The sequence below is a fragment of the Amycolatopsis sp. NBC_01307 genome (assembly GCF_035975215.1).
Classification (GTDB): domain Bacteria; phylum Actinomycetota; class Actinomycetes; order Mycobacteriales; family Pseudonocardiaceae; genus Amycolatopsis.
Map to the genome: position 1 here is coordinate 65,964 of NZ_CP108403.1, position 20,570 is coordinate 86,533.

Below are 20,570 nucleotides of genomic sequence, written 5' to 3' on the forward strand. Positions count from 1 at the left end.
GTTGATGGTCCGTGACGATGCTGGTGATGACGGGGACCGGGACCGGGGTCGGCAAGACGATCTCCACGGCGGCGATCGCGGCGCTGGCGGTGGCCGGCGGGCAGCGGGTGGCGGTGCTGAAACCGGCGCAGACCGGGGTCGGCCCCGACGAGCCCGGTGACCTCGCCGACGTCGTCCGCCTGGCCGGGGCCGAGGTGACCACGCGCGAGCTGCGCCGCTACCCCGACCCGTTGTCGCCCGAGGCCGCCGCCCGCCGCAGCGGCCTGCCGACGCTCGACCCGGGCGAGATCGCACGGGCGGCGTCCGACCTCGACACCGACCACGACCTGACGCTGATCGAGGGCGCGGGCGGTCTGCTGGTGCGGTTCGACGCCGCCGGGTCGAGCCTCGCCGACGTCGCCTGGTCGCTCGGTTCGCTGGTGATCATCGTGGCCGAGGCCGGGCTGGGCACGCTCAACGCGACCGCGCTGACCGCCGAGGTCGCCACGAAGCGCGGGCTGACCGTCGCCGGGGTGATCATCGGCTCCTGGCCGGCCGAGCCGGACCTCGCGGCGCTGTCCAACCTCGAAGACCTGCCGGTGGCGGCCGGGGCGCCGCTGCTGGGCGTGCTGCCCGCCGGGCTCGGCACCGCGTCCCCCCAGGAGTTCCTGGAGGCGGCGCGGGCCGGGCTCTCGCCGTGGTTCGGCGGCGAGTTCGACCCCGAGCTGTTCACCGGACGGGCGTCCGCCCAGAAGTGACCTGCGTCGCTGTCGCCTCGACCGCGCTTCGTGCACGATGAGAGACGCTTTCCGCACCACCACGACCAAGGAGACGCCCGTGACCGCAGTCCCGGACACCGATGTCCTCGCCTACGCGCGCGAGCAGGTCCTCGAAAACGGCGTCGGCCTGGGTGAGGCCGAGGTCCTCGAGCTGCTGCGGCTGCCGGACGACCGGCTCCCCGACCTGCTGGCCCTGGCGCACGAGGTGCGGATGCGCTGGTGCGGCCCCGAGGTCGAGGTCGAGGGCATCATCAGCCTGAAGACCGGCGGCTGCCCCGAGGACTGCCACTTCTGCTCCCAGTCCGGCCGCTTCCCGACGCCGGTGCGCTCGGCGTGGCTCGACATCCCGAACCTCGTCAAGGCCGCCCGGCAGACCGCCGAGACCGGCGCGACGGAGTTCTGCATCGTCGCCGCCGTCCGCGGGCCCGACAAGCGGCTGCTTTCGCAGGTCCGCGAGGGCGTGAAGGCGATCCGGGAAGACGGCAACGACATCCAGATCGCCTGCTCGCTGGGCATGCTCACGCAGGAGCAGGTCGACGAGCTCGTCGAGATGGGCGTCCACCGCTACAACCACAACCTCGAGACGGCGCGGTCGCACTTCCCGTCCGTCGTCACGTCGCACACCTGGGAAGAGCGCGCGGACACGCTCCGGATGGTCGCCGCGGCGGGCATGGAGGTCTGCTGCGGCGGGATCATCGGCATGGGGGAGACGATCGAGCAGCGCGCGGAGTTCGCCGTGCAGCTGGCCGAGCTGAGCCCGCACGAGGTGCCGATGAACTTCCTCATCCCGCAGCCCGGGACGCCGTACGAGCACTACGAGATCGTCGAGGGCAAGGACGCGCTGCGCACGGTCGCGGCGTTCCGCCTGGCGATGCCGCGCACGATGCTGCGCTTCGCCGGCGGCCGTGAGCTGACGCTCGGTGACCTCGGTGCCGAGCAGGGCATGCTGGGCGGCATCAACGCGATCATCGTCGGCAACTACCTGACGAACCTGGGCCGCCCGGCCAGCGCGGACCTGGAGATGCTGGACGAGCTCAAGATGCCCATCAAGGCCCTCAGTGACAGCCTCTGACGCGGTTTCCGCGACCTACTGCGTCCACTGTGGACAGGAGTCGCCGGGTGGCACGGACCACCCGGCGTGCCACAACCCGCGCACGGCGCTGGAACCCCCACGGTTCTGCACGTACTGCGCGCGCCGCCTGGTGGTCCAGGTGAGCCCGCTGGGCTGGACGGCGCGCTGCAGCCGTCACGGCGACACGGCGAGCGGCTGACGTCCACTTCTCCGGAGTGCCGTGAAGGCCTCCTTCCCGGCTCTTATGGCCGGTAAGGAGGCCTTCACGGCTTTTGCGGCCGGCCTTCGGAGCCGGGCCGGCGGGTGAGTGCCGCCGACACGGTCGGCGGCTGACGTCCCTCGCACACCGACCGGTTACGCTCGGTCGACACGTGTTGCAGGAGGGAGTCCGGGTGAGTGAGTCGTCGGGCCCCGCGCACCGGCCGTCGGCCGTGCCGGGACCGTGGTCCGTGCCTGTGCTGTTCCGGGAGCGGCAGCCGCGGGTCGTCGTCAAGGCCGACCTGCTGCCCGCCGTGAGCGTGCTCGGCACCCTCAGCGTCCTGAGCTTCCCGCTCGCCTTCCTGTGGTCGCGGATCGCGCCGCCGGAGCGCGTCCGGATCATCGCCTCCGACGGCACCCAGGGCGCCCTCGAACTCGAGAGCTGGCACCGCTTCGACGACCTCGCGATCTTCGGCTTCCTGACGCTGGGCCTGGGGATCGTCGTCGGCGTCGTCGCGTGGCTGATGCGCGAGCGCCGCGGGCCGGTCGTCTTCCTCGCCGCCGTGCTCGGGGTCGCGCTCGCGAGCGCGCTGGCCATGCTGCTCGGCGTCGGCTGGGCCAACAGCCACTACACGATCGACAGCGCGCCGGCGCTCGGTTCGGTGATCGAGCTGGCGCCGCGCCTGGAGTCGTGGTGGGTGCTGATCACCGGCCCGTTCGGCGTCGCCCTGGCCTACAGCCTGCTCACGACCTGGAACGGCCGGGACGACCTCGGCCGCCGGCTCGGCTGAGCGTTCCCTAGGCTGGCCCCCTCGAAAACCACAGGGGGTTTCAGCAGTGACCGAGGACATCGAGATATCGCGGCACAACGCCGTCCGCTTTCCCGGCATCAGCCCGCGCGCCTACGAGCACCCCGTGGACCGCGGCGCGCTCGCCACGCTGCGCGCGGTGCCGGGGTTCGCGCAGGTCGTGAAGGCCGTTTCGGGGTTCTACAACGAACGCGGCGAGCGGCTGATGGCGCTCGCGTCGTCGATCCGCGTCGGGCCGAAGCAGTACCCGGAGCTGGAGAAGCTCCGCCACGAGTGCGCCGAGACGCTGGACCTGCCCGCGGTGCCGAACGTGTTCGTCTACCAGGACCCGCGGGTCCAGGCGTCGGCCGTCGGCATGGACGAGCCGTTCATCCGGCTCAGCACCGGGCTCGTCGAGCTGATGAGCCCGGACGCGCTGCGGTTCGTGCTGGGCCACGAGATGGGGCACGTGCTGTCCGGGCACACCGTGTACCGCACGATCATGGTGCGGCTGATCAGCCTGCAGCTGTCGATGTCGTGGACGCCGGTCAGCGCGCTCGGCATCCGCGCGATCATCGCGGCGCTGCGCGAGTGGTACCGCAAGGCCGAGCTGTCCTGCGACCGCGCGGGCCTGCTGTGCAGCCAGGACCCGACGGCCGCGCTGCGCGCCCAGATCCAGGTCGCCGGCGGCATCGACCCGGCCCGCATCGACATCCCGTCGTTCCTGCAGCAGGCGACCGAGTACGAGTCGGTCGACGACATCCGCGACAGCTTCCTCAAGCTCCGTTACGTCGAGACGGAGTCGCACCCGTTCGCCGTGGTCCGCGCGGCGCAGCTGCAGAAGTGGGCGGCGTCGGCGGAGTACCGCGCGATCCTGGCCGGTGACTACCCGCGCCGCGACGACGACAGCCCGACGGCCGACTGGAAGGACGACCTGAAGTCGGCCGCGAAGGCGTACAAGGACTCGTGGAGCGCGTCCGCCGACCCGCTGACGAAGGTGTTCAGCGACGTCGGCGAGACGGTGTCCGGCGCCGCGGGCAAGGTCTGGAACAAGTTCGGCAACGGGTCGCCGAGCGAGTCCTGACGCGCCTCAGTTCAGGCTGGCCGGGCGGCTCAGATCGGTGAGTTCGCCCGGCGGCAGGGGCACCGCACCGAGCGTGTTCAGGAAGCCGGTCTCGCGCGTCAGCAGGCGGCAGGCGATGCGCAGCCGGCGCAGCGGGTGGCGTTCCTCCAGCAGCCGCTGGCGGTCTTCGAGCGGCAACAGGCAGTCCGCGGCCAGCAGGTAGGCCAGGTCTTCGAGGGCGGCGTCGGCTTCCGGTTCGACCCAGTCGTCGCTGCGCCACGCCGTTTCGCAGTAGCGCTGGTGCGCGGTGCGCGCGACGGCGGCCAGGCGCTCGGCGACGCCGCCGCTGGGCGCCACCGGCTCGTCGTCGACCCACTCCACCGAGGCGATCAGGTACGGCGCGGAGGTGCAGTCGAGCTCCCGCAGGCGGAAGCGGCGCTGGGCCAGCGTCACGACGTCGAACCGGCCGTCGGGCAGGCGTTTCGCCTCGCGCAGCACCGTGCTGCAGCCGATGTCGTACAGCTGGTCCAGACCACGTACCTCGCGGGTCAGCGACGAGCGCAGCGCGACCACGCCGAACTCGCGCCCCGGCACGGTCCCGCTTACCAGGTCCGCCGTCAGCTGCCGGTACCGCGGTTCGAAGATGTGCAGCGGGAGGCGGGTGCCGGGCAGCAGCACGGTCTGGAGCGGGAACAACGGCAGGATTGTCGTCGTCGCGTCACTTTCCGATTCCGGCTCGGTCACGCGTCCCACGGTAAGGGGAGAACGGGTCCGGCGCAGGATGGTCACCGGTTCGGCGGCTTGAACACCGCGAACGGATCGGTGATCTGCATGCCTTTGCCCGCGAAGGAGAAGAGCGCCGCGGGACGCCCGCCGGCCCGCCCCGGCGGCGCCGTGTGGCCTGTCGGGACCAGTAATCCACGGCGGGAAAGCACGCGCTGGAGGTTCGTCGCCGACACCTTGTAGCCCAGCGCGGCCGAGTACAGCCCGCGCAGCGCCGACACCGTGAACTCCTCGGGCGCGAGGGCGAACCCGAGGTTCGTGTAACAGAGCTTCGAGCGCAGCCGGTCGCGGGCGCGCAGCACGATCGACTCGTGGTCGAACGCCGTGCGCGGCAGCTTCGCGACGTCGTGCCACTCGGTGTCCTCGGGCACCTCGGGGTCGACGTCGGAGGGGACCAGGGCGAGGAACGCGGTCGCCACCACGCGCGGGCCGGGGACGCGGGCCGGGGCGCTGAACACCGCGAGCTGCTCGACGTGCTTGAGCTGACGCACGTCGACCTTCTCCTTCAGCTGGCGCCGGACGGACGTCTCGACGTCCTCGTCGGGCCGCAGCCGGCCGCCCGGCAGCGACCAGCGGCCGAGGTGCGGGTCGAGCGCGCGGCGCCACAGCAGCACCCGGAGTGTGTCCGAGCGCACTTGCAGGACCGCTCCCAAAACCTCGTGGGCCAAGGGGGTCTGGGTGTTAAGATGACTTCGCACGGTTTTCGATTATAAGGCGAAAACCGGAGAAAGGTCCAGGAGGGCCAGATGACCACCACGTTGGTTCCGGAAGGTCTCACGCCGTTCGGCGGCGTCGAGGCGAACGCGGCCTGGGCGGAGGAGGTGCGGCGCCTGGCGAAGCAGCGCGACGCGGTGCTGCTCGCGCACAACTACCAGCTCCCGGAGATCCAGGACATCGCCGACCACACCGGCGACTCGCTCGCGCTCAGCCGCATCGCGGCGAGCAGCGACGCGTCCACCATCGTCTTCTGCGGCGTGCACTTCATGGCCGAGACCGCGAAGATCCTGGCCCCGGAGAAGACCGTCCTGATCCCCGACGCGCGGGCCGGCTGCTCGCTCGCCGACTCGATCACCGGCGCCGAGCTGCGGGCCTGGAAGGCCGAGCACCCGGGCGCCGTCGTCGTCTCCTACGTCAACACCACGGCCGAGGTGAAGGCCGAAACGGACATCTGCTGCACGTCCTCGAACGCGGTCGACGTCGTCGCGTCCATCCCCGCTGACCAGGAGGTTCTCTTCCTGCCGGACCAGTTCCTCGGCGCGCACGTCAAGCGTGTCACCGGCCGGGACAACATCCACGTCTGGGCCGGGGAGTGCCATGTCCACGCCGGCATCAACGGCGCGGAGCTGGCCGAGCGCGCGGCCGAGGACCCGGAGGCGGACCTGTTCATCCACCCCGAGTGCGGCTGCGCGACGTCGGCGCTCTACCTGGCCGGCGAGGGGGCGGTGGCGCCGGAGCGGGTCAAGATCCTCTCGACCGGCGACATGGTCCACGAGGCCCGCGACACCAAGGCCAAGACCGTGCTGGTGGCCACCGAGATCGGCATGATCCACCAGCTGCGCAAGGCCGCGCCGGACATCGACTTCCGCGCGGTGAACGACCGCGCGTCCTGCCGGTACATGAAGATGATCACCCCGGCGGCGCTGCTGCGGTGCCTGCGCGACGGCCTGGACGAGGTCCACGTCGACCTCGAAACGGCGTCCCGGGCGCGCGCTTCGGTGCAGCGGATGATCGAGATCGGGCAGCCCGGCGGCGCGGAATGAGCACGCCGGTTAATGACCCACAGGCGAAAACCCCGGTCTGGGAAGCGCGCGCCGACCTGGTCGTGATCGGCAGCGGCGTCGCCGGTTTGACCGCGGCGCTGCGGGCCCAGGCGCTCGGGCTGCACGTCCTGGTGGTCACCAAGGCGGCGGTCGCGGACGGCAACACCCGCTGGGCCCAGGGCGGCGTCGCCGTCGTCCTGGAAAATGAGCACGACCTCGACGACTCCGTGGAGAAGCACGCGGAGGACACCTTCACCGCGGGCGCCGGGCTGGTCGACGAGGTCGCCGCCCGCTCGATCCTCGACGGCGGCCCGGCCGCGATCGCCCGGCTGCGGGCGGACGGCGCGACGTTCGACTCGTCCGGAGACGGCCTGCTGGCGCGGACCCGCGAGGGCGGGCACAGCGCGTTCCGCGTGATCCACGCGGGCGGCGACGCCACCGGCGCCGAGGTCGAGCGCGCGCTGGTCGCGCAGGCCGGGCAGGCGCGGGTGCCGGTGCTCGAACACCACATCGCCGTCGACGCGCTGCGCACACCGGGCGGGCGGGTCGCCGGGGTCACGGTGCTCGACCGCAACGGCGTGCCCGGGGTCGTCCGGGCGCCGGCCGTGCTGCTGGCCAGCGGCGGGGTCGGGCAGCTCTACCAGGCGACGTCGAACCCGGAGATCGCCACCGGCGACGGCCTCGCGCTCGCGCTGCGGGCCGGGGCGACGGTGGCGGACATCGAGTTCGTCCAGTTCCACCCGACGGTGCTCTACACGCCGGGCGCGCGCGGCCGCTGCCCGCTGGTCACCGAGGCGGTGCGCGGCGAGGGGGCGACCCTGGTCGACGGCGCCGGTGTGTCCGTGATGCACGGCGTGCACCCGCTCGGCGACCTCGCCCCGCGCGACGTCGTCTCGGCGGCGATCACCCGGCGGATGCTGACGGCGCCGGGCGGCGTCGACGACCACGTGTTCCTCGACGCCACCGGGATCGCCGGGTTCGCCCAGCGGTTCCCGACGGTGTTCGCCGCGTGCGCGGTGCTGGGGCTCGACCCGGCCCGCGACCCGATCCCGGTGACTCCGGCGGCGCACTTCTCGTGCGGTGGCGTGGTGACCACTGTGGACGGTCGCTCGTCGGTGCCCGGTCTCTACGCCGCCGGTGAGGTGGCGCGGACCGGCCTGCATGGCGCGAACCGCTTGGCGTCCAACAGCTTGCTCGAAGGCCTGGTCGTCGGGCAGCGCGTCGCGGAGGCCGTTTCGGCGGACCTCGCGGCCGGGCTGCTGGCCGATCCGTCGCGGGGGCAGGTGCCGTCGTGGACGACCGCGCCGACGGCCGAGCGCGACGCGCTGCAGCGTGTGATGAGCCGGTACGCGGCGATCGGCCGGGACGCCGACGGCTTGGCGGCGGCCGGATCCGTGCTCGACCTGTCCACCCAGGACAGTCCGTTGTGGACGCATGCGGCCGTCGAAGACGCGGCGCTGACCGTGGTCGCGCAGGCGTTGCTCACCGCGGCCGACCGGCGCACCGAGTCGCGCGGCTGCCACGTGCGGACCGACTTCCCCGCGCCGGCCGAGACCTGGCGGCGCAGCCAGCACATCCGGCTCAGCCTGTCCGGTCAGCCGGTGCTGGCCGACCCGATCCCCTTGGAGGGCGTGGCATGACTTTCCCGATCTCCGAACCGGTCCTGCGCCTGATCGCCGCGTCCGGCCTCGACGTCGAAGACGTGACGCGGGTGGTCACGACGGCGCTGGGCGAGGACCTGCGGTACGGGCCCGACGCGACAACCGCGTCGACGGTGCCCGCTGACGCGATCGCCGTCGCGGAACTGACCCCGCGCGTCGACGGCGTGGTGGCCGGGCTGCCGGTCGCGCTGGCCGTGTTCGACATGGTGCTGGGCGACGGGTACGAAGTGCTGGCCGGGCGCGAGGACGGTGACCGGCTGGTCGCGGGGGAGCCCGCGCTGGTGCTGCGCGGGCCGGTCCGCGGCCTGCTCACGGCCGAGCGCACGGCGCTGAACCTGCTGTGCCACCTCTCCGGCGTCGCCACCGCGACCGCCGCCTGGGTGTCCGAAGTGGACGGTACCGGCGCGGCGATCCGGGACTCCCGCAAGACGTTGCCGGGGCTGCGGCTGCTGCAGAAGTACGCCGTCCGGTGCGGCGGCGGCGTCAACCACCGGCTGGGGCTGGGTGACGCGGTGCTGATCAAGGACAACCACGTAGTCGCCGCGGGTTCGGTCACCGCCGCGCTGGAAGCGGCCCGGGCGCACGCGCCGGAGCTGCCGTGCGAGGTGGAGGTCGACTCGCTTGCGCAGCTGGAAGAAGCGTTGGCGGCGGCGGCCGACGAGGTGCTGCTGGACAACTTCACGCCGGAGGAGTGCGCCCAGGCGGTCGCGCGCCGCGACGACGTCTCCCCGAAGACGCGGCTGGAATCCTCTGGTGGCCTCACCCTCGACCGTGGTAAGGCCTACGCCGAGTCCGGTGTGGACTATCTGTCGGTGGGCGGTTTGACCCACTCGTCACCCGCGTTGGATCTCGGCATGGACCTTCGCTGAACGGTGTTTCCCCGTTAGACTGCCGGTGGCGGAAGTTCCTTTCCGCCACCGGTTTTCAGTCTGGGTTCGGAGGGTCGGGGTGCGGTTTCCGGCGGTGCTCGCGGTGGTGGGTCTCCTCGCGGGGACGGCCGTTTTCGGCGTCCCGGCCGCCGCGGCCCCCGAGGCCCAGTGCGCGAACCCGTCCGGCACGTACACCGGCGGCGTCCCGTGGGGGCAGCGGCTGGTCGACCCGGCGCGGCTCTGGCCGCTGACGCGCGGTGAGGGTCAGCTGGTCGCCGTCATCGGCACCGGCGTCGACGGGCAGAACTCCCAGTTCGCGCCCGGCCAGCTCGAAGGCGGCGGTGGCACCGAGGCGTCCGACTGCGACGGCCGCGGCACGATCGCGGCCGGCATCGTCGGCGCCCAGCCGGATCCGTCGACGACGTTCGCCGGTGTCGCGCCCGGCGTGCACCTGCTGCCGATCCGCTACACGCAGGCGAACGGCTCGTCCAACGACGGCGGCGACCCCGGCGCGCTGGCCGGCGCGATCGACACGGCGGTCGACCGGCACGCGGGCGTCATCCTCGTGGCCGTCCCCGCGGCGTTCGACAGCCCGGCGCTGTCCGGCGCGGTCGCACGGGCGCGGGCGGAAGGCGCGGTGGTCGTCTCGGCGGCGACGGCGACCCAGCAGGGCGCGCGGACGTACCCGACGGCGACGTCCGGGGCGCTGGGCGTCGGCTCGGTGAACCAGGCGGGCGAGCCGGTGCAGACCGAGGCGGGCGACTACGTCGGCGTCGCCGCGCCGGGCGCGGAGCTGGTCAGCACGTCGGCCGGCGCGGGCGGCGCGGTCGCGCACCGCTGGCCGGTGACGGATCCGGGCCTCGCGGCGGCGTACGTCGCGGGCGTCGCGGCGCTGGTCCGCGCGTACCACCCGGACCTGACCGGCGACCAGGTCGTCACCCGGCTGACGTTGACCGCGCACCGCCCACCGTCCGGGGCCCACGACCCGCGGCTGGGCTGGGGAGTCCTGGACGCCTACGCCGCCGTCTCCTCGACCCTCCCCGCCGACGTCGCGCCGCCCGGCTCGGCCGTCGCCCCGGCTCCCGGCCCGGCGGTGGTCCCGGCCGCGGCCCCGGCCCGCCCGGCCTCGAACGTCGCCGCGGGCACGATCGCCCTGGCGGGCGTCGCCTTCGCGGCCGCGGCGGGAGTCACGGTGGCCGCGGTCCGCCGGGCCCGCCGTCGGGGCTGGCGCCCCTCCCGCTTCACCCCGTAACCGACCGTCCAGGCACGCGAACCGACTGCCTGGGTACGCGAGCCGACCCTCCGGGTACGCGAGTTACGCGTTCGATCACGCGAGATACGTCTCTGATCACGCGAGTCACGTGTACCGGAACGGCGAACTCGCGTACCTGGATGGTCGGTTCACGTGCCTGGAGGGTCGGCTCGCGTACCCGGAGGGTCGGTTCACGGTACGGAGGCCGGAACTCGCGTGATCCGGGACGGGATTCGCGTGATTGGAGGCGGAACTCGCGGGGTTACGCGGGGACGGGGCGGGTCGAGCCGATGATCGCCACCGCGTGGCTCGCGCGGGCGACGTGGACGGTGAAGTCGGCGCCTTCGCGGCTGAAGCGAGCGATGAGTTCGCGGGCCGTGCTGCGGTCGTGGGCCTGCCAGCCTCGCTCCTCCAGGGACGGGAGGATCACCTCGGCCAAGCGGCGTTCCGGCTCGCCCGTGTGCTCCAGGCGGACGCCGTACTGCCAGCACCACAGGTGGCCGGGGTTGGTCGGGTCGACGTCCAGCTCGCCGTCGACCGTGGGGTCCGCCGGGGAGCCGAAGACGGCCGCGACGCTGTCGATCACGCCGGTCAGCTCGCCGGCCAGGCGGTCCAGTTCGACGCTCATCGCAGCACACCTCCGTCGTTGAGGAACTCGACGCCGTTCTCGAGGATGCCATGCGGGTCGAAGGTGCCGTCGGCGGTGGTCGGGCCGCCGGTGATGACGCGGTAGATGTTCGTCCACGACTCCGAACCCGGCTTGAGCACGTCACTGTGCGACGACAGGCCCCACATCTCGTTGCCGGCCGCGTCGCGCCCGGTCTCCAGGTCGGTGACGCCGGGGAAGGTGTCGGGGTCGGCGCCGTGGCCGATGCCGGTCCACTCGAGGCCCCACGCGTTGCCCTGGGCGATCTGGATCGGGTCGAGCGGCGCGGTCATCGAGAACCGCTGCACGCCCGCCTGGCTCGCCGGCAGGTCCGCCGGCGACCAGACGCCGTGGCCCATGCCCGCCGACTCGACGTGCAGCACGCGGTCGACGTCGAGGCCCTGCGTCTCGGCCAGCCCGACCGTCGCGCCACCGTAGCTGTGCCCGATCGCGGTCAGCGTGACGTCGGAACCGGCGTGGCTCGCGATCTCGCCGCGCAGGTCGTCGGTGAAGTGCTTGAGGTCCGGCGCCATCGTCTGCGCGTAGCTCGCGTCCGGCCCCTGCACCACCGGGTTCTGCGGGAAGACGCCGTCGGCCCAGACGACCATCGCGGTGCGCCCGGTCGGGTCCGCGGCCACCAGGCTGCGCCCGAGGCCGGCGTAGGCGTCGAAGTTGGACATCTGCGTGTTGACGCCGGGCACGAACAGCCCGACGTCGCGCGTGCCCGGCTCGATGTGCCCGACCAGCTCGGCGATCCGGCCGTTGCCCGACGGGTCGAACTTCAGGATCTGCCGGTTGTTCGCGAGGATGTCCTCGTACAGCTTGATCCGGGCCTGGGACGCCTTGACGTCGTCGGCGTCGGTGAGCTGTGCGAGCCGTGAGCGTTCGGCGGTCAGCGCGTCGGCGACCTTCGTGCGGTTGGCCGCGATCGCCTGGCCCCACGCGCCGGTGTCGGCCGCGCCGCCGATGCCGGCCGGGTTTCCGGCCTTGGGCAAGGGATCCTCGGGCAGCAGGGCCCGGTACATCGCGGCGACCTGGGCGTCGGCCCGCCGGTAGCCGGCCGCCGACTCGGTCAGTCCACTTTGGAGCTTCTTGGCGAGCGTGACGTCGCCGGAGAGCTTCGAGCCCAGCTCCGTCATCGTCTTCTCGAACGTCTTGGCCGCCGCCTTGGCCGCGTTGACCTGCCCGAAGGCCGTGGCCGGCACCTTCTCGCCCGCGACGGCGGACTGCGCCGAAGACAGCGCTTCCGCCCGCGTGCCATACTCTCCCGCCGCCGTGTCGAGGCGAGCGGGGGCCACGCGATACCCGGCAGCCGTCACGGCCCGCCTCCGTTCTGCAGCAAGGGGTCGTGAGTGCGTAACAGTGTTAGAACACTGTTACGCACTCACGACCGGGTCAGTAGACGTCCGGCTCTTCGCCGATCACCGGCGGCGCGACCGGGGCGGACTGGCCCCAGACGTTCTCCGTCTCCACCAGCCAGGCCGGGATCCGGCGGCCGGAGCCCATGTCCCCGCCGCCGCCCATGCCCATCGGCATCATGGGCATCATCGGCATCGCGCTCTTGGCGGCCGCCGCACCGGCGGCCCCGACCGCGCTGCCGGCCAGGCCGCTGAGCGCGTTGCCCGAGCCGCCGTCGCCGGCCAGGCCGGAGTGCGCCGCCGGGGCGTCCGCGCCGCCGCCGGCCGAAAGCCCGCCGGCTCCCCCGATGCCGCCGCCGATCGACGGCGCGTCACCCCCGCCGATCGGGATGCCGCCCCCGGCACCGCCTTCGACGCCGGCGCCGCCGCCGAGCTTCGTGCCGGGTGCCTCGTCCTTGTTCTCCTTGGGGTCCTTGCCGGACGCCCAGCCGGGCACCTTCGGCATGATCGAGCCGAACCGGCCGAACGCGGCGGCCGAAGCCGCGGCGAGCCCGGCGGTGAACATGTCGCCGAACAGCGGGTTCGACGTCGGCGCGGTCGTGCCGGGCTGCTGCGTGGTGCCGTCGGCGCCGGGCAGCGGGTGCCCGTCGGTCGGCGTGACGACCACGCCGGGATCGGTCGTGCTGTTGCCGACGAGCCCGGGCGCGCCGGCACCGCCCGCGCCACCACCGGCGGGCGGGGCGACCGGCGTCTCGACGGCGTTCGGCGACGCCGGGATCGACTCCTCGGCGACGCCGTACTCACCGGCCAGTGTGGTCATGACGGCGATCGCCTTGCCGTGCGCGGATCCCGCGGCGTTCGCGGCGGACTGCTGCGCCTCGACGTTCGAGATCGCCTGCTGGCGCTGCTGCGCGGCGGCCTGCATCACGGCGGGCGAGGCGTCCGGCGGCAGCAGCGGCGGGTTCACCGCGAGCGCGACGTCGGCGGGGGAGACGTCCGGCACCGAAACCGGCGGCGGCATCTCCTTCTTGGCCTTCACCAGCGCGTCGGCGGCGTCGTCGAGCATCACGTTCATCGCCTCGGCGGTCTGCGCCACCTTGGCGATGCCGTTCGCGAGGTCGACGATCATGTGCTGGTACTGGTCGGCGGCGCCACCGGTCCACTGGTCCTTGAACTCGGTGAGCTCGGAGTTCAGGTTGTGGGCCTGCTCGTGCAGGTGCAGCGACGCGGACTTCCACTTGTCGGCGGCGTGCCGCGCGCTGTTCGGGTCGCCGGCCTGCAGCATCGCGTACAGCTGCTGATGGCTGTACGCGGCGAAGTTCGTGTGGGCCGTGGTGTCGTGGTGGTGGGTCATCCCTTGCTCCCGTCACTGTGCCCGAGGCCGAGCAGGCCGAGCACCGGGTCCAGCAGGCCCGTGACGGCGCCCGAGCTGTGCAGGTCGCCGGCCACCGACTGGTCGGCGTTCGCGTAGCCGTCGGCGACCGTGTTCGTGACGTCCTGCGCGAACCCGATCGCGCTGCGGACCTGGTCGAGCAGGCCCTGCATCTCCGACACCGCGGCGCGGTTGGCGTCGGCCAGCGACCCGGCCTCGCCGAACTCGCCGAACAGCAGCGGCTCGTCGCCGAGGGTGAGCAGGAAGTCGTTCGGTTTGGACATCGCCTGGATCTGGGTCTCCAGCTCCCGCACGAAGTCCTTCAGCGATTCCAGGTGGACGTAGTACGACTGGTCGTGCATCGGATCCCGTCTCTGTCCGCACGTGGGGGATGAGGGAAAGCCGGTCGGCCGGTGCGAGCGGGGGGTTTCCCGCACCGGCCGACCGACGTCTGGGCGCGGATCAGCCCGCGAACAGTCCCTGGTTGCGGTTCTCCAGCTGCTGCTGGAGGTCGTGGGCCTCGCCGACCTTGCCGCCGAACTGCGCGATGATGGCGACGATGTCCGCGGTGGCCTGGCGCAGCCGGGTCTCCGACTGGCGCGCCGCGTCACCGGCGGAGCTGCCGGAGGCGTACCAGGTCGCGGTGATGGGCTGGAGGTTCTGGTGCAGCTGCTCCAGCTGGGAGGTGAGCGCCTTGGCCTTGGCGGCCAGGGACGCCGAGCTGTGCTGCAGCGCGGCGAAGTTGATTTCGACGACGTCGGCCATCGGTACGTCCTCTCAGGTCAGGGGTTGAGGCGGGGGATCACGCCCGAGCCCTCGAGGGTGTTGCCGACCCCCTGGAAGCTCTGGTGGACGTCGGAGTCGCCGCGGCCGTAGTTCGCGTGGCTGGTGTGGACGAGCTGCGACATGGTGTCGAGCTCCTTCACGGCCGTGGTCATCTTCTCCTGGAGCCGGCGCTGGAGGTCCCAGAACGCCACGGCCTGGTCACCCTTGTAGTTGCGCAGGGCCTCGGTCAGCTCGGACTCCAAGCTGGCCATCGTGGACTTGGCGTTCGTGGCGGTTTCCTCGAAACCCTGGACGGCGCGCGTCATAGCAGCGGAATCTGCCTGGAATCCCGGACTGGACATCGACGGGCCACCTCCTTCCTGAAGCGAATTTCCCCTGGCGCGGTGATCCGCGCGGTGTGAAAGTCACGCTAGAAAGAAGGGGGGTGTGGTCAAACGGCACAACTGCCGGTCGTGCTGACGGCACTATTACCCACAGGGACCCGGCGGGGCCCGCCCAGCCCCCGAACGGGGGCGCGCTCCAGTGCCCGTCGTGACCGTCCCGGCCAGGCTGTATGCCATGGCAGACAAGGGAAATCCGCTGGTCACGCTCCGGTCGTGGCACCGCCCCCTGGTCGTGCTCGCCGGAGCACGGCGCTGCGGTGCGCGGCGTCGGTGCTCGGGCTGCTCGTAGATGATCGCACGGTGGTCAACACGCCGACCCGGCTCCGGGTGGTCTCTGCCGAAATTCTGAGATCCGCCCGGTAGACCCGGGGGCCCCGGACGGAAGGCGGCCCGAGATGGTCCACCCGCACGCTCTGCTCACCGAACTGGACCGCGCGCCGGACGTGCCCGCGTTCGAGCGGGGGGACGCGGTGACCACCCGGGCGTCGCTGAAGGAGCTGGTCGGCCGGTTCACCGCCGGGCTGCGGGCCGCCGGGCTCGGGCCGGGCGCCGGCGTCGGGATCGCCACCGCCGTCACGCCCGAGGGCTTCGCCGCGATCATCGCCGCGCACGTGCTCGGCTGCCGGGTCGTCTGCGTGCGGGCCGGGCTGCCGGTGCCGCAGCTGCGGCACATCGTCGAGGACATCGACGCGCTCGTGGTCGACGAGGCGACCGAGTCGCCCGAGCTGCTCGGCACCGTCGCCGGCGCGCTGATCCTGCGGATCGGGCCGGAGCTGCTCGCCGCGTACGAGGAGCCGGTGCCCGCGGGCCGGCCCGACGACATCGCGACGGTCGTGTTCACCAGCGGCAGCACCGGCGTCCCGAAGGGCGTCGCCTTCGACTACCGGGCCTTGAGCGAGGGCCGCGTCTGGCAGGCCCCGGTGCCCGGCTCGGCCCACGAGAAGCTCGGCGCGGGGTTCAGCCGGTTCCTGCTGTTCGGCACGCTCTCCAGCGCCGTGATGCTCGAACAGCTGGCGCTCTGCCTGCTCTCGGGCGGCACGGCCGTGATCCCCGACGGGCTCCCGGACTTCCCGTGGATCCTGCCGCGGCTGCGGGTGAGCGCGGCGCTGATGACCGTGCCGCGGCTGCACCAGGTCCTCGACACCCTGCGGGCCGAGGACGTCGACCTGAGCGACCTGCGGACGCTGATCGTGGCCGGGTCGCCGGTGCCGCCGCACAAGCTCGCCGAGGCGGCCGAGCTGATCGGGCCCGCGATGCACCACGCGTACGGCCAGACCGAGACCGGCATGCTGACGGTCTGCGGGGCGGACGAGGGGCCCGGATCCGTCGGGAAGGCGTGCGACACCGTCGAGATCGAGGTTCGCGACGCCGCCGGGGCGGCGGTGGCCCAGGGGCGGGAAGGCGAGGTCTGGGTGCGCACGCCGTCCGCGCTGGCGGGCTACTGGCGCGACGAGACCACGACGGCGGAGGTCCTGCGCGAGGGCTGGGTCCGCACCCAGGACCTCGGGCACCTCGACGCCGAGGGCTACCTGCACCTGTCCGGGCGCGCCCGCGACGTCGTGATCGTCAACGCGATCATCCACTACACCGGCCCGATCGAGCACGCGATCGCCGCGCACCCGGACGTCGACCAGGCGTACGTCGTCGCGGTGCCGGACGCGCTGACCGGCGAGGCGGCGGTGGCGTTCGTGGTGCCGGTGCCGGGGCGCTCGCCGGACCTGGCCGAGGTGCGCAAGGGCGTGGCGGCCGAGCTGGGGGAGGCGGCCGTACCCGCGCGGTTCGAGCTGGTGGACGCGGTGCCGGTGGCGCCGTCGGGGAAGCCGGACAAGGCGGCGCTCCGGGCGTCCATTGTGGACTAGAAGTGGGTGTCGACGCCGAACTCTTCGCGCAGGGCCCGCATGTCCGCGAGGTCGCGCCCGGCCGGCTCGTACCCCTGGTGGAAGAACACCTGCTGGGCCACGGAAACGCACGGCACCTCGACGCCGTCGATCCGGCCGGTGACGAAACACCCGGCTGGGTAAGGAAAAGTCCCGTCGGGGGCGGCCTGGACGGCTGAGCCGTCCGCGGCGAAGACCAGCGGGTGCAGGTCGAGTTCGGTGCCGCCGTCGGAGAGGACGAACCGGACCGGGCGCAGGTCGAGCGTCTCGCGGTAGCCGAGCTCGGCCAGCGCCGCGAGCACCGCGGGCTCCTGCTCCCGGCGGTGCAGCAGGTCGAGGTCGCGGTGTTCGCGCGTCTGCCGGCCGAGCAGGGCGTCGACGCCCCAGCCGCCGGCGAGCCAGACCCGCGCCGGGGCCAGGGTTTCGAGCACCCGCAGGACCGTGCGGGCGTCCATCACTTCCCGGCGCGCAGGTCCGTGACGACCTTGGCGATCCGCCGTTGCCGGGTCTCCTCGGTTTTCGCCTGCCCGATCGGCAGCACGAACCCCTGCTTCCGGCTGTAGGACAGGCTTTCGAACCGTTTCAGCGCCTCGGGATCGGCGGCCAGCGCGGCGGCCAGGTCGTCCGGTATCTCCAGCTCGCGCGGGGCGGTGTCGAGGACGATCTCGACGTCGACGTCGTCCCCCGCGGCGACCCCGGCCTGCTCGCGGTTCTCGGCGCTGAGCGGCACGAGGAACTGCCCGCCGCGGCTCGCGACCGTGGTGCGGTAGCTGTGGCCGCCGAGGGTGACGGTGACCGCGGGCTTCTTGCCGGCGCCGAGCGCCTCGACGACGTCGCCGGGCACCGGCAGGCCGGTCGCCGTCTTGCCGCCGAGCAGGACCGTGGTGCGGAACTTCATGGGGCGAGTATGCCCCGCGCCGGCCTCCCGGGCGGTGAGGCCGGCGCGGGGCGCGTGTCAGACGCCGGCCGTGGTGCGGATCCAGCTGCGGCTCGACGCGATGCTCGCGTAGTTCTGCGTGCCCTGCGGGTTCGAACCGGAGTTGTTGCCGGTGGAGCAGACGCCGACCTGGACGCCGTTGTAGAGCTCCGGGCCGCCCGAGTCGCCGTGCCAGGCCGAGCCGTTGACGCCCTGGCTCGCGATGGCCGTGCCGCCGAAGGCGTCCGTGCTGGTGCCGGTGACGCGGACGTTGGCGGTCTTCAGCGTGCTCGACGGCGGGCTGGTGCCCTGCGTGCGGCCCCAGCCGTAGATCTGGTTGGTGGACCCGGACGGCGGGTTGCCGGTGCCGAGCTTCATGAAGGTGGTGTTCACCGCGGTCGTGAGGTGCAGCAGCGCGACGTCGCCGTTGGGCGAGGCCTTCTGCTGGTCGACGACGGCGTTCGTGCCCTGCTGGAGGGTCACGTTGCCGACCTTCACGTGCATGCCCGGCGAGTTCAGGCAGTGCTGGGCGGTGAGCACCCACTGCGGGGCGATGATCGTCCCGGAGCACTCGAAACCGCCGTAGGTGGTGACGTTGTTCCAGTAGATCTGCGCGCCCCACGGCGCGGAGGAGACGGTGCTCCCGCCGATGATGTCCTGCTGGGCGTCCGCGGCTCCCGCGGAGACCAAGCTCAACGCGGCGGCAGCGGCACCCACGGCGGCAACCGCCCTCGAAGCCCTCGACATTCGCATGAAAATGCCCTTCGGCCTGGTGATCCGTCCCGAGCGGGACGATCAGCCCAAGGTAAGTTGCGCCGGAATTTTCCGAAACCTACCGAAGTCGGAAAGTCGCCGACGGTGAACGCGCGCCGGCCCGGTGGCCGGGACGGGCTACAGTGCCCGCGGCCACGCGCGAGGGGGAACCATGGCGGCACCGGAGCACGACCCGGAACTGTTCGACGAGCTGATGTGCACCGAAGCTCGCCGTCGGCCGGTCGGCCGCGTCGCGATCGTGGCGCTCGTGTTCGGGCTGATCGTCTTCGCCGCCTGCATGGTGTGGTGGCGGCAGCCGTTCCGGGAACAGCTGCCCGCGGGTGAAGCGCACGGGCTCGACATCGGCGTGTCCTACCAGCCGATCCTGGACCGCTGCCAGGCCGCCGCCCGCCCGGTTCCCGGCGCGCGCGTCCAGGTCATGACGCCGATCTCGGTCAGCGGCGCCGGGGGCAAGCCGCGGGCGGTCTGCTACTACCGCTTCGCGGCCGAGATGACCGCGCCCGCGCGCTGAGGGCTCAAGCCGAGCCGCAGTACTGGGCCTTCACCGGGTCGTGGTCGTAGCGCAGGCCGGTGCGGGTGAACGCGCCTGCCAGGTTGTCCCGGAAGCGCTCGAACGTCCACGGTGCGCGGACCGAGTCCAGCATCTCGCGCACCTCCGGGCAGGCCAGCGTCCGGCGGATCGCCGCCAGCCGGTCCGGCGGGAAGCCGGCCGGGGTGCCGACGCCCTGGTCCGCCACCGTCCAGATCGGGCCCGCGTACTTGTCGTGGCCGACGCGGCGGTCCGGGTACGGCGTCGTGTGCGCGGCCAGCGGGTCCGCCAGGCCGATCGGGTCGTGGACCGCCACGTCGAGGGGCAGCAGCAGGCCCGGGCCGCCGATGTTGAAGAACGTCCCGGTGCTGTGGCCGGCCGCCGACGGGTACGCGTGCCACGTTTCGTCGTCCCAGAAGATGACCGGGCCCGGTTCCGCCGCCAGCTGCGGGCGGATGCGGTCGGCGATCGCCGTGAACTGCGTGAAGTCCGTGGCCAGGACCGGGTTCGCGTGGCCGCTGGCGACGACGTAGCTCGCGCGCTCGTCGGCGATTCCCGTCGCCTCGTCGAGTGGCGCCGGCAGGTCGGCGTAGGCGGTCCGCAGGTCGCCGGCGGCGATCAGGGCGTAGGCGCCCAGCGCGGCCACCGGCAGCGCCGACGCGCGGGTGAGCCGGACCGTCATCACCGGCAGCAGCAGGCAGAACAGCGCCGGCAGCAGCATCCGGGCGTGCATGAAGTCGCCGCCCATGCGGACGACGTACAGCGCCAGGCCGAGCCCGGCCACCACCGGCACCGCGCACACGACGGCCACTCGGCGGTCGAAGGAGAAGCGCCGGAGAAGCGCCGCCACCGCGCACAACGCCAGCGGGATCCACAGGAGGTACGGCGTGAAGAAGTCGTCCAGGTACGCGAAACCCTGATCCCACCGCACCCTCGACGCCTCCTTCACCAGCGCGGTGTTCGGCGTCAGCAGGCCGTAGTAACCCATGCGGAACACCTGGTACGCCAGCGGAAGCGCGGCGGCGGCCACGAGCCAGGTCACTGCGGGCCGCCAGCCCCGCCACTCCAGCACCAGCAGGCCGATCCCGGCGAAGACGCTGAACAGCAGGAGATCCGGCCGGACGAGCACGCCGAGGCCGACCACGACGGCCGTTGTCCACAGTGGACCGGACGGCTGCCGCCGGGCGCGGCGGACCAGCAGCCACCACGTGCCGCCCAGCCACAGGAGGATCAGGCCGGTTTCGAGCCCGGACGTCGCGAAGTCCCGGAACGGCGGCAGCGCGAGCACGACCAGCCCGCCGGCCGGCAGGGTGAACCCGCCGCTGAGCCGGCGGGCGCCGTCGAGGGCCAGCAGCAACCCGGCGGCCGAGCAGAGCAGCCCGGTGACCACGGCGACCCATTCGAGCGGGACGCCGGGGACCCAGCCGAACGCGGCCAGCAGGTACGTCCAGAGCGTGCTGGTGTTCGCTTCGACGCGCTCGCCGACGTTGAAGACCGGCCCGTTCCCGGCCAGCAGCTGCCGCACGGTCCGCAGCACGATCAGGCCGTCGTCGCTCATCCACCGCCGATCCCAGGCCGCGGCAGCGAACCCGGCCACGGTGAGCCCCAGCGTCACGCGGTTGACGAGCCGCCACGGCGAGACGGCGGCGGGTTCCTCGACGACCACGGTCTTCACGGACAGCTCCCTGGGAAGACACCGGCGCCCGCGCGCGCCCGGGAAGCCGG

23 protein-coding genes are annotated in these 20,570 nt (G+C 72.8%); 11 read left to right on the plus strand and 12 right to left on the minus strand.

The features are described 5' to 3' along the window. The first annotated feature begins 11 nt into the window (after window positions 1-11). The 5 genes from bioD (at window position 12) to OG439_RS00345 (ending at window position 3,900) form a co-directional block, all read left to right on the plus strand. Window positions 12-737, plus strand: coding sequence for a dethiobiotin synthase (bioD, locus tag OG439_RS00325; protein ID WP_326947344.1), 726 nt, complete (start codon window positions 12-14; stop codon window positions 735-737). Window positions 738-816: 79 nt separating this feature from the next. Then, complete coding sequence (gene bioB, locus OG439_RS00330; protein ID WP_326955073.1) at window positions 817-1,830, plus strand: biotin synthase BioB; 1,014 nt, start codon at window positions 817-819, stop codon at window positions 1,828-1,830. Further along, window positions 1,817-2,029, plus strand: coding sequence for a biotin synthase auxiliary protein BsaP (gene bsaP / locus OG439_RS00335; RefSeq protein ID WP_326947346.1), 213 nt, complete (start codon window positions 1,817-1,819; stop codon window positions 2,027-2,029). The genes bioB and bsaP overlap by 14 nt, the downstream gene beginning before the upstream one ends. Before the next feature lie 193 nt (window positions 2,030-2,222). Beyond that, on the plus strand, window positions 2,223-2,819 hold the full coding sequence (locus tag OG439_RS00340) for a DUF2567 domain-containing protein (protein ID WP_326947347.1): 597 nt from the start codon (window positions 2,223-2,225) through the stop codon (window positions 2,817-2,819). A gap of 46 nt (window positions 2,820-2,865) precedes the next feature. Further along, window positions 2,866-3,900, plus strand: a complete 1,035-nt coding sequence (locus tag OG439_RS00345) for a M48 family metallopeptidase (RefSeq protein ID WP_326947348.1) — start codon at window positions 2,866-2,868, stop codon at window positions 3,898-3,900. 6 nt (window positions 3,901-3,906) lie between these two features. Here the strand turns inward: OG439_RS00345 and OG439_RS00350 are convergent, their stop codons facing one another. Further along, window positions 3,907-4,623, minus strand: a complete 717-nt coding sequence (locus tag OG439_RS00350) for an LON peptidase substrate-binding domain-containing protein (RefSeq protein ID WP_247062774.1) — start codon at window positions 4,621-4,623, stop codon at window positions 3,907-3,909. A 41-nt stretch (window positions 4,624-4,664) separates the two neighbouring features. Next, window positions 4,665-5,297 carry an NUDIX hydrolase gene (locus tag OG439_RS00355; RefSeq protein ID WP_326947349.1) on the minus strand — a complete coding sequence of 211 codons (633 nt, stop codon included), beginning with the start codon at window positions 5,295-5,297 and terminating at the stop codon, window positions 4,665-4,667. A 111-nt stretch (window positions 5,298-5,408) separates the two neighbouring features. Here OG439_RS00355 and nadA point away from each other — a divergent pair, with 111 nt between their 5' ends. The 4 genes from nadA to OG439_RS00375 all read left to right on the plus strand — a co-directional run bounded on the left by nadA (window position 5,409) and on the right by OG439_RS00375 (window position 10,204). Continuing rightward, a complete protein-coding gene (gene nadA, locus OG439_RS00360) occupies window positions 5,409-6,422 on the plus strand; it encodes a quinolinate synthase NadA (protein ID WP_326947350.1) in 1,014 nt (337 codons plus the stop codon). Next, window positions 6,419-8,062, plus strand: coding sequence for an L-aspartate oxidase (locus OG439_RS00365; RefSeq protein ID WP_326947351.1), 1,644 nt, complete (start codon window positions 6,419-6,421; stop codon window positions 8,060-8,062). The genes nadA and OG439_RS00365 overlap by 4 nt, the downstream gene beginning before the upstream one ends. Further along, window positions 8,059-8,952, plus strand: a complete 894-nt coding sequence (nadC, locus tag OG439_RS00370) for a carboxylating nicotinate-nucleotide diphosphorylase (RefSeq protein ID WP_326947352.1) — start codon at window positions 8,059-8,061, stop codon at window positions 8,950-8,952. Before OG439_RS00365 ends, nadC begins: the two co-directional genes overlap by 4 nt. A 94-nt stretch (window positions 8,953-9,046) precedes the next feature. Next, window positions 9,047-10,204 (plus strand): S8 family serine peptidase, encoded by a 1,158-nt coding sequence (locus OG439_RS00375; RefSeq protein ID WP_442792320.1) that lies wholly within the window; start codon window positions 9,047-9,049, stop codon window positions 10,202-10,204. A gap of 262 nt (window positions 10,205-10,466) precedes the next feature. On the opposite strand, the gene OG439_RS00380 is transcribed toward OG439_RS00375, so the two are convergent. The 6 genes from OG439_RS00380 to OG439_RS00405 all read right to left on the minus strand — a co-directional run bounded on the left by OG439_RS00380 (window position 10,467) and on the right by OG439_RS00405 (window position 14,707). Then, window positions 10,467-10,832, minus strand: a complete 366-nt coding sequence (locus OG439_RS00380; RefSeq protein WP_326947354.1) for a hypothetical protein — start codon at window positions 10,830-10,832, stop codon at window positions 10,467-10,469. After that, the gene (locus tag OG439_RS00385; protein WP_326947355.1) at window positions 10,829-12,169 is read right to left on the minus strand and encodes an alpha/beta hydrolase; all 1,341 of its coding nucleotides are present in this window, start codon (window positions 12,167-12,169) and stop codon (window positions 10,829-10,831) included. The genes OG439_RS00380 and OG439_RS00385 overlap by 4 nt, the downstream gene beginning before the upstream one ends. A 76-nt stretch (window positions 12,170-12,245) precedes the next feature. After that, window positions 12,246-13,562, minus strand: coding sequence for a WXG100 family type VII secretion target (locus OG439_RS00390; protein WP_326947356.1), 1,317 nt, complete (start codon window positions 13,560-13,562; stop codon window positions 12,246-12,248). Beyond that, window positions 13,559-13,942 carry a hypothetical protein gene (locus OG439_RS00395; protein ID WP_247062789.1) on the minus strand — a complete coding sequence of 128 codons (384 nt, stop codon included), beginning with the start codon at window positions 13,940-13,942 and terminating at the stop codon, window positions 13,559-13,561. The genes OG439_RS00390 and OG439_RS00395 overlap by 4 nt, the downstream gene beginning before the upstream one ends. A gap of 100 nt (window positions 13,943-14,042) precedes the next feature. Then, window positions 14,043-14,345, minus strand: a complete 303-nt coding sequence (locus tag OG439_RS00400; protein ID WP_072480751.1) for a hypothetical protein — start codon at window positions 14,343-14,345, stop codon at window positions 14,043-14,045. A gap of 17 nt (window positions 14,346-14,362) precedes the next feature. Then, a complete protein-coding gene (locus OG439_RS00405; protein WP_256475974.1) occupies window positions 14,363-14,707 on the minus strand; it encodes a WXG100 family type VII secretion target in 345 nt (114 codons plus the stop codon). Window positions 14,708-15,144: 437 nt separating this feature from the next. On the opposite strand from OG439_RS00405, the gene OG439_RS00410 reads away from it, so the two are divergent. Further along, window positions 15,145-16,608 carry a class I adenylate-forming enzyme family protein gene (locus OG439_RS00410; RefSeq protein ID WP_326947357.1) on the plus strand — a complete coding sequence of 488 codons (1,464 nt, stop codon included), beginning with the start codon at window positions 15,145-15,147 and terminating at the stop codon, window positions 16,606-16,608. Here the strand turns inward: OG439_RS00410 and OG439_RS00415 are convergent. Genes OG439_RS00415 through OG439_RS00425 form a run of 3 tightly spaced genes read right to left on the minus strand, consistent with a single transcriptional unit; the run spans window position 16,605 to window position 18,259 of the window. Further along, complete coding sequence (locus OG439_RS00415; protein WP_247062797.1) at window positions 16,605-17,081, minus strand: nucleotidyltransferase domain-containing protein; 477 nt, start codon at window positions 17,079-17,081, stop codon at window positions 16,605-16,607. The two genes, OG439_RS00410 and OG439_RS00415, sit on opposite strands and share 4 nt — an antisense overlap. Further along, complete coding sequence (locus tag OG439_RS00420) at window positions 17,081-17,524, minus strand: YdeI/OmpD-associated family protein (RefSeq protein ID WP_326947358.1); 444 nt, start codon at window positions 17,522-17,524, stop codon at window positions 17,081-17,083. The genes OG439_RS00415 and OG439_RS00420 overlap by 1 nt, the downstream gene beginning before the upstream one ends. Before the next feature lie 57 nt (window positions 17,525-17,581). Continuing rightward, window positions 17,582-18,259, minus strand: coding sequence for a S1 family peptidase (locus tag OG439_RS00425; RefSeq protein WP_326947359.1), 678 nt, complete (start codon window positions 18,257-18,259; stop codon window positions 17,582-17,584). 208 nt (window positions 18,260-18,467) lie between these two features. On the opposite strand from OG439_RS00425, the gene OG439_RS00430 reads away from it, so the two are divergent. Next, window positions 18,468-18,827: a hypothetical protein gene (locus OG439_RS00430; protein WP_326947360.1), complete on the plus strand. Its 360-nt coding sequence runs from the start codon at window positions 18,468-18,470 to the stop codon at window positions 18,825-18,827. Between the two features lie 4 nt (window positions 18,828-18,831). Here OG439_RS00430 and OG439_RS00435 read toward each other — a convergent pair whose 3' ends face one another. Further along, window positions 18,832-20,520, minus strand: a complete 1,689-nt coding sequence (locus tag OG439_RS00435) for an arabinofuranosyltransferase (RefSeq protein WP_326947361.1) — start codon at window positions 20,518-20,520, stop codon at window positions 18,832-18,834. Window positions 20,521-20,570 lie beyond the last annotated feature (50 nt).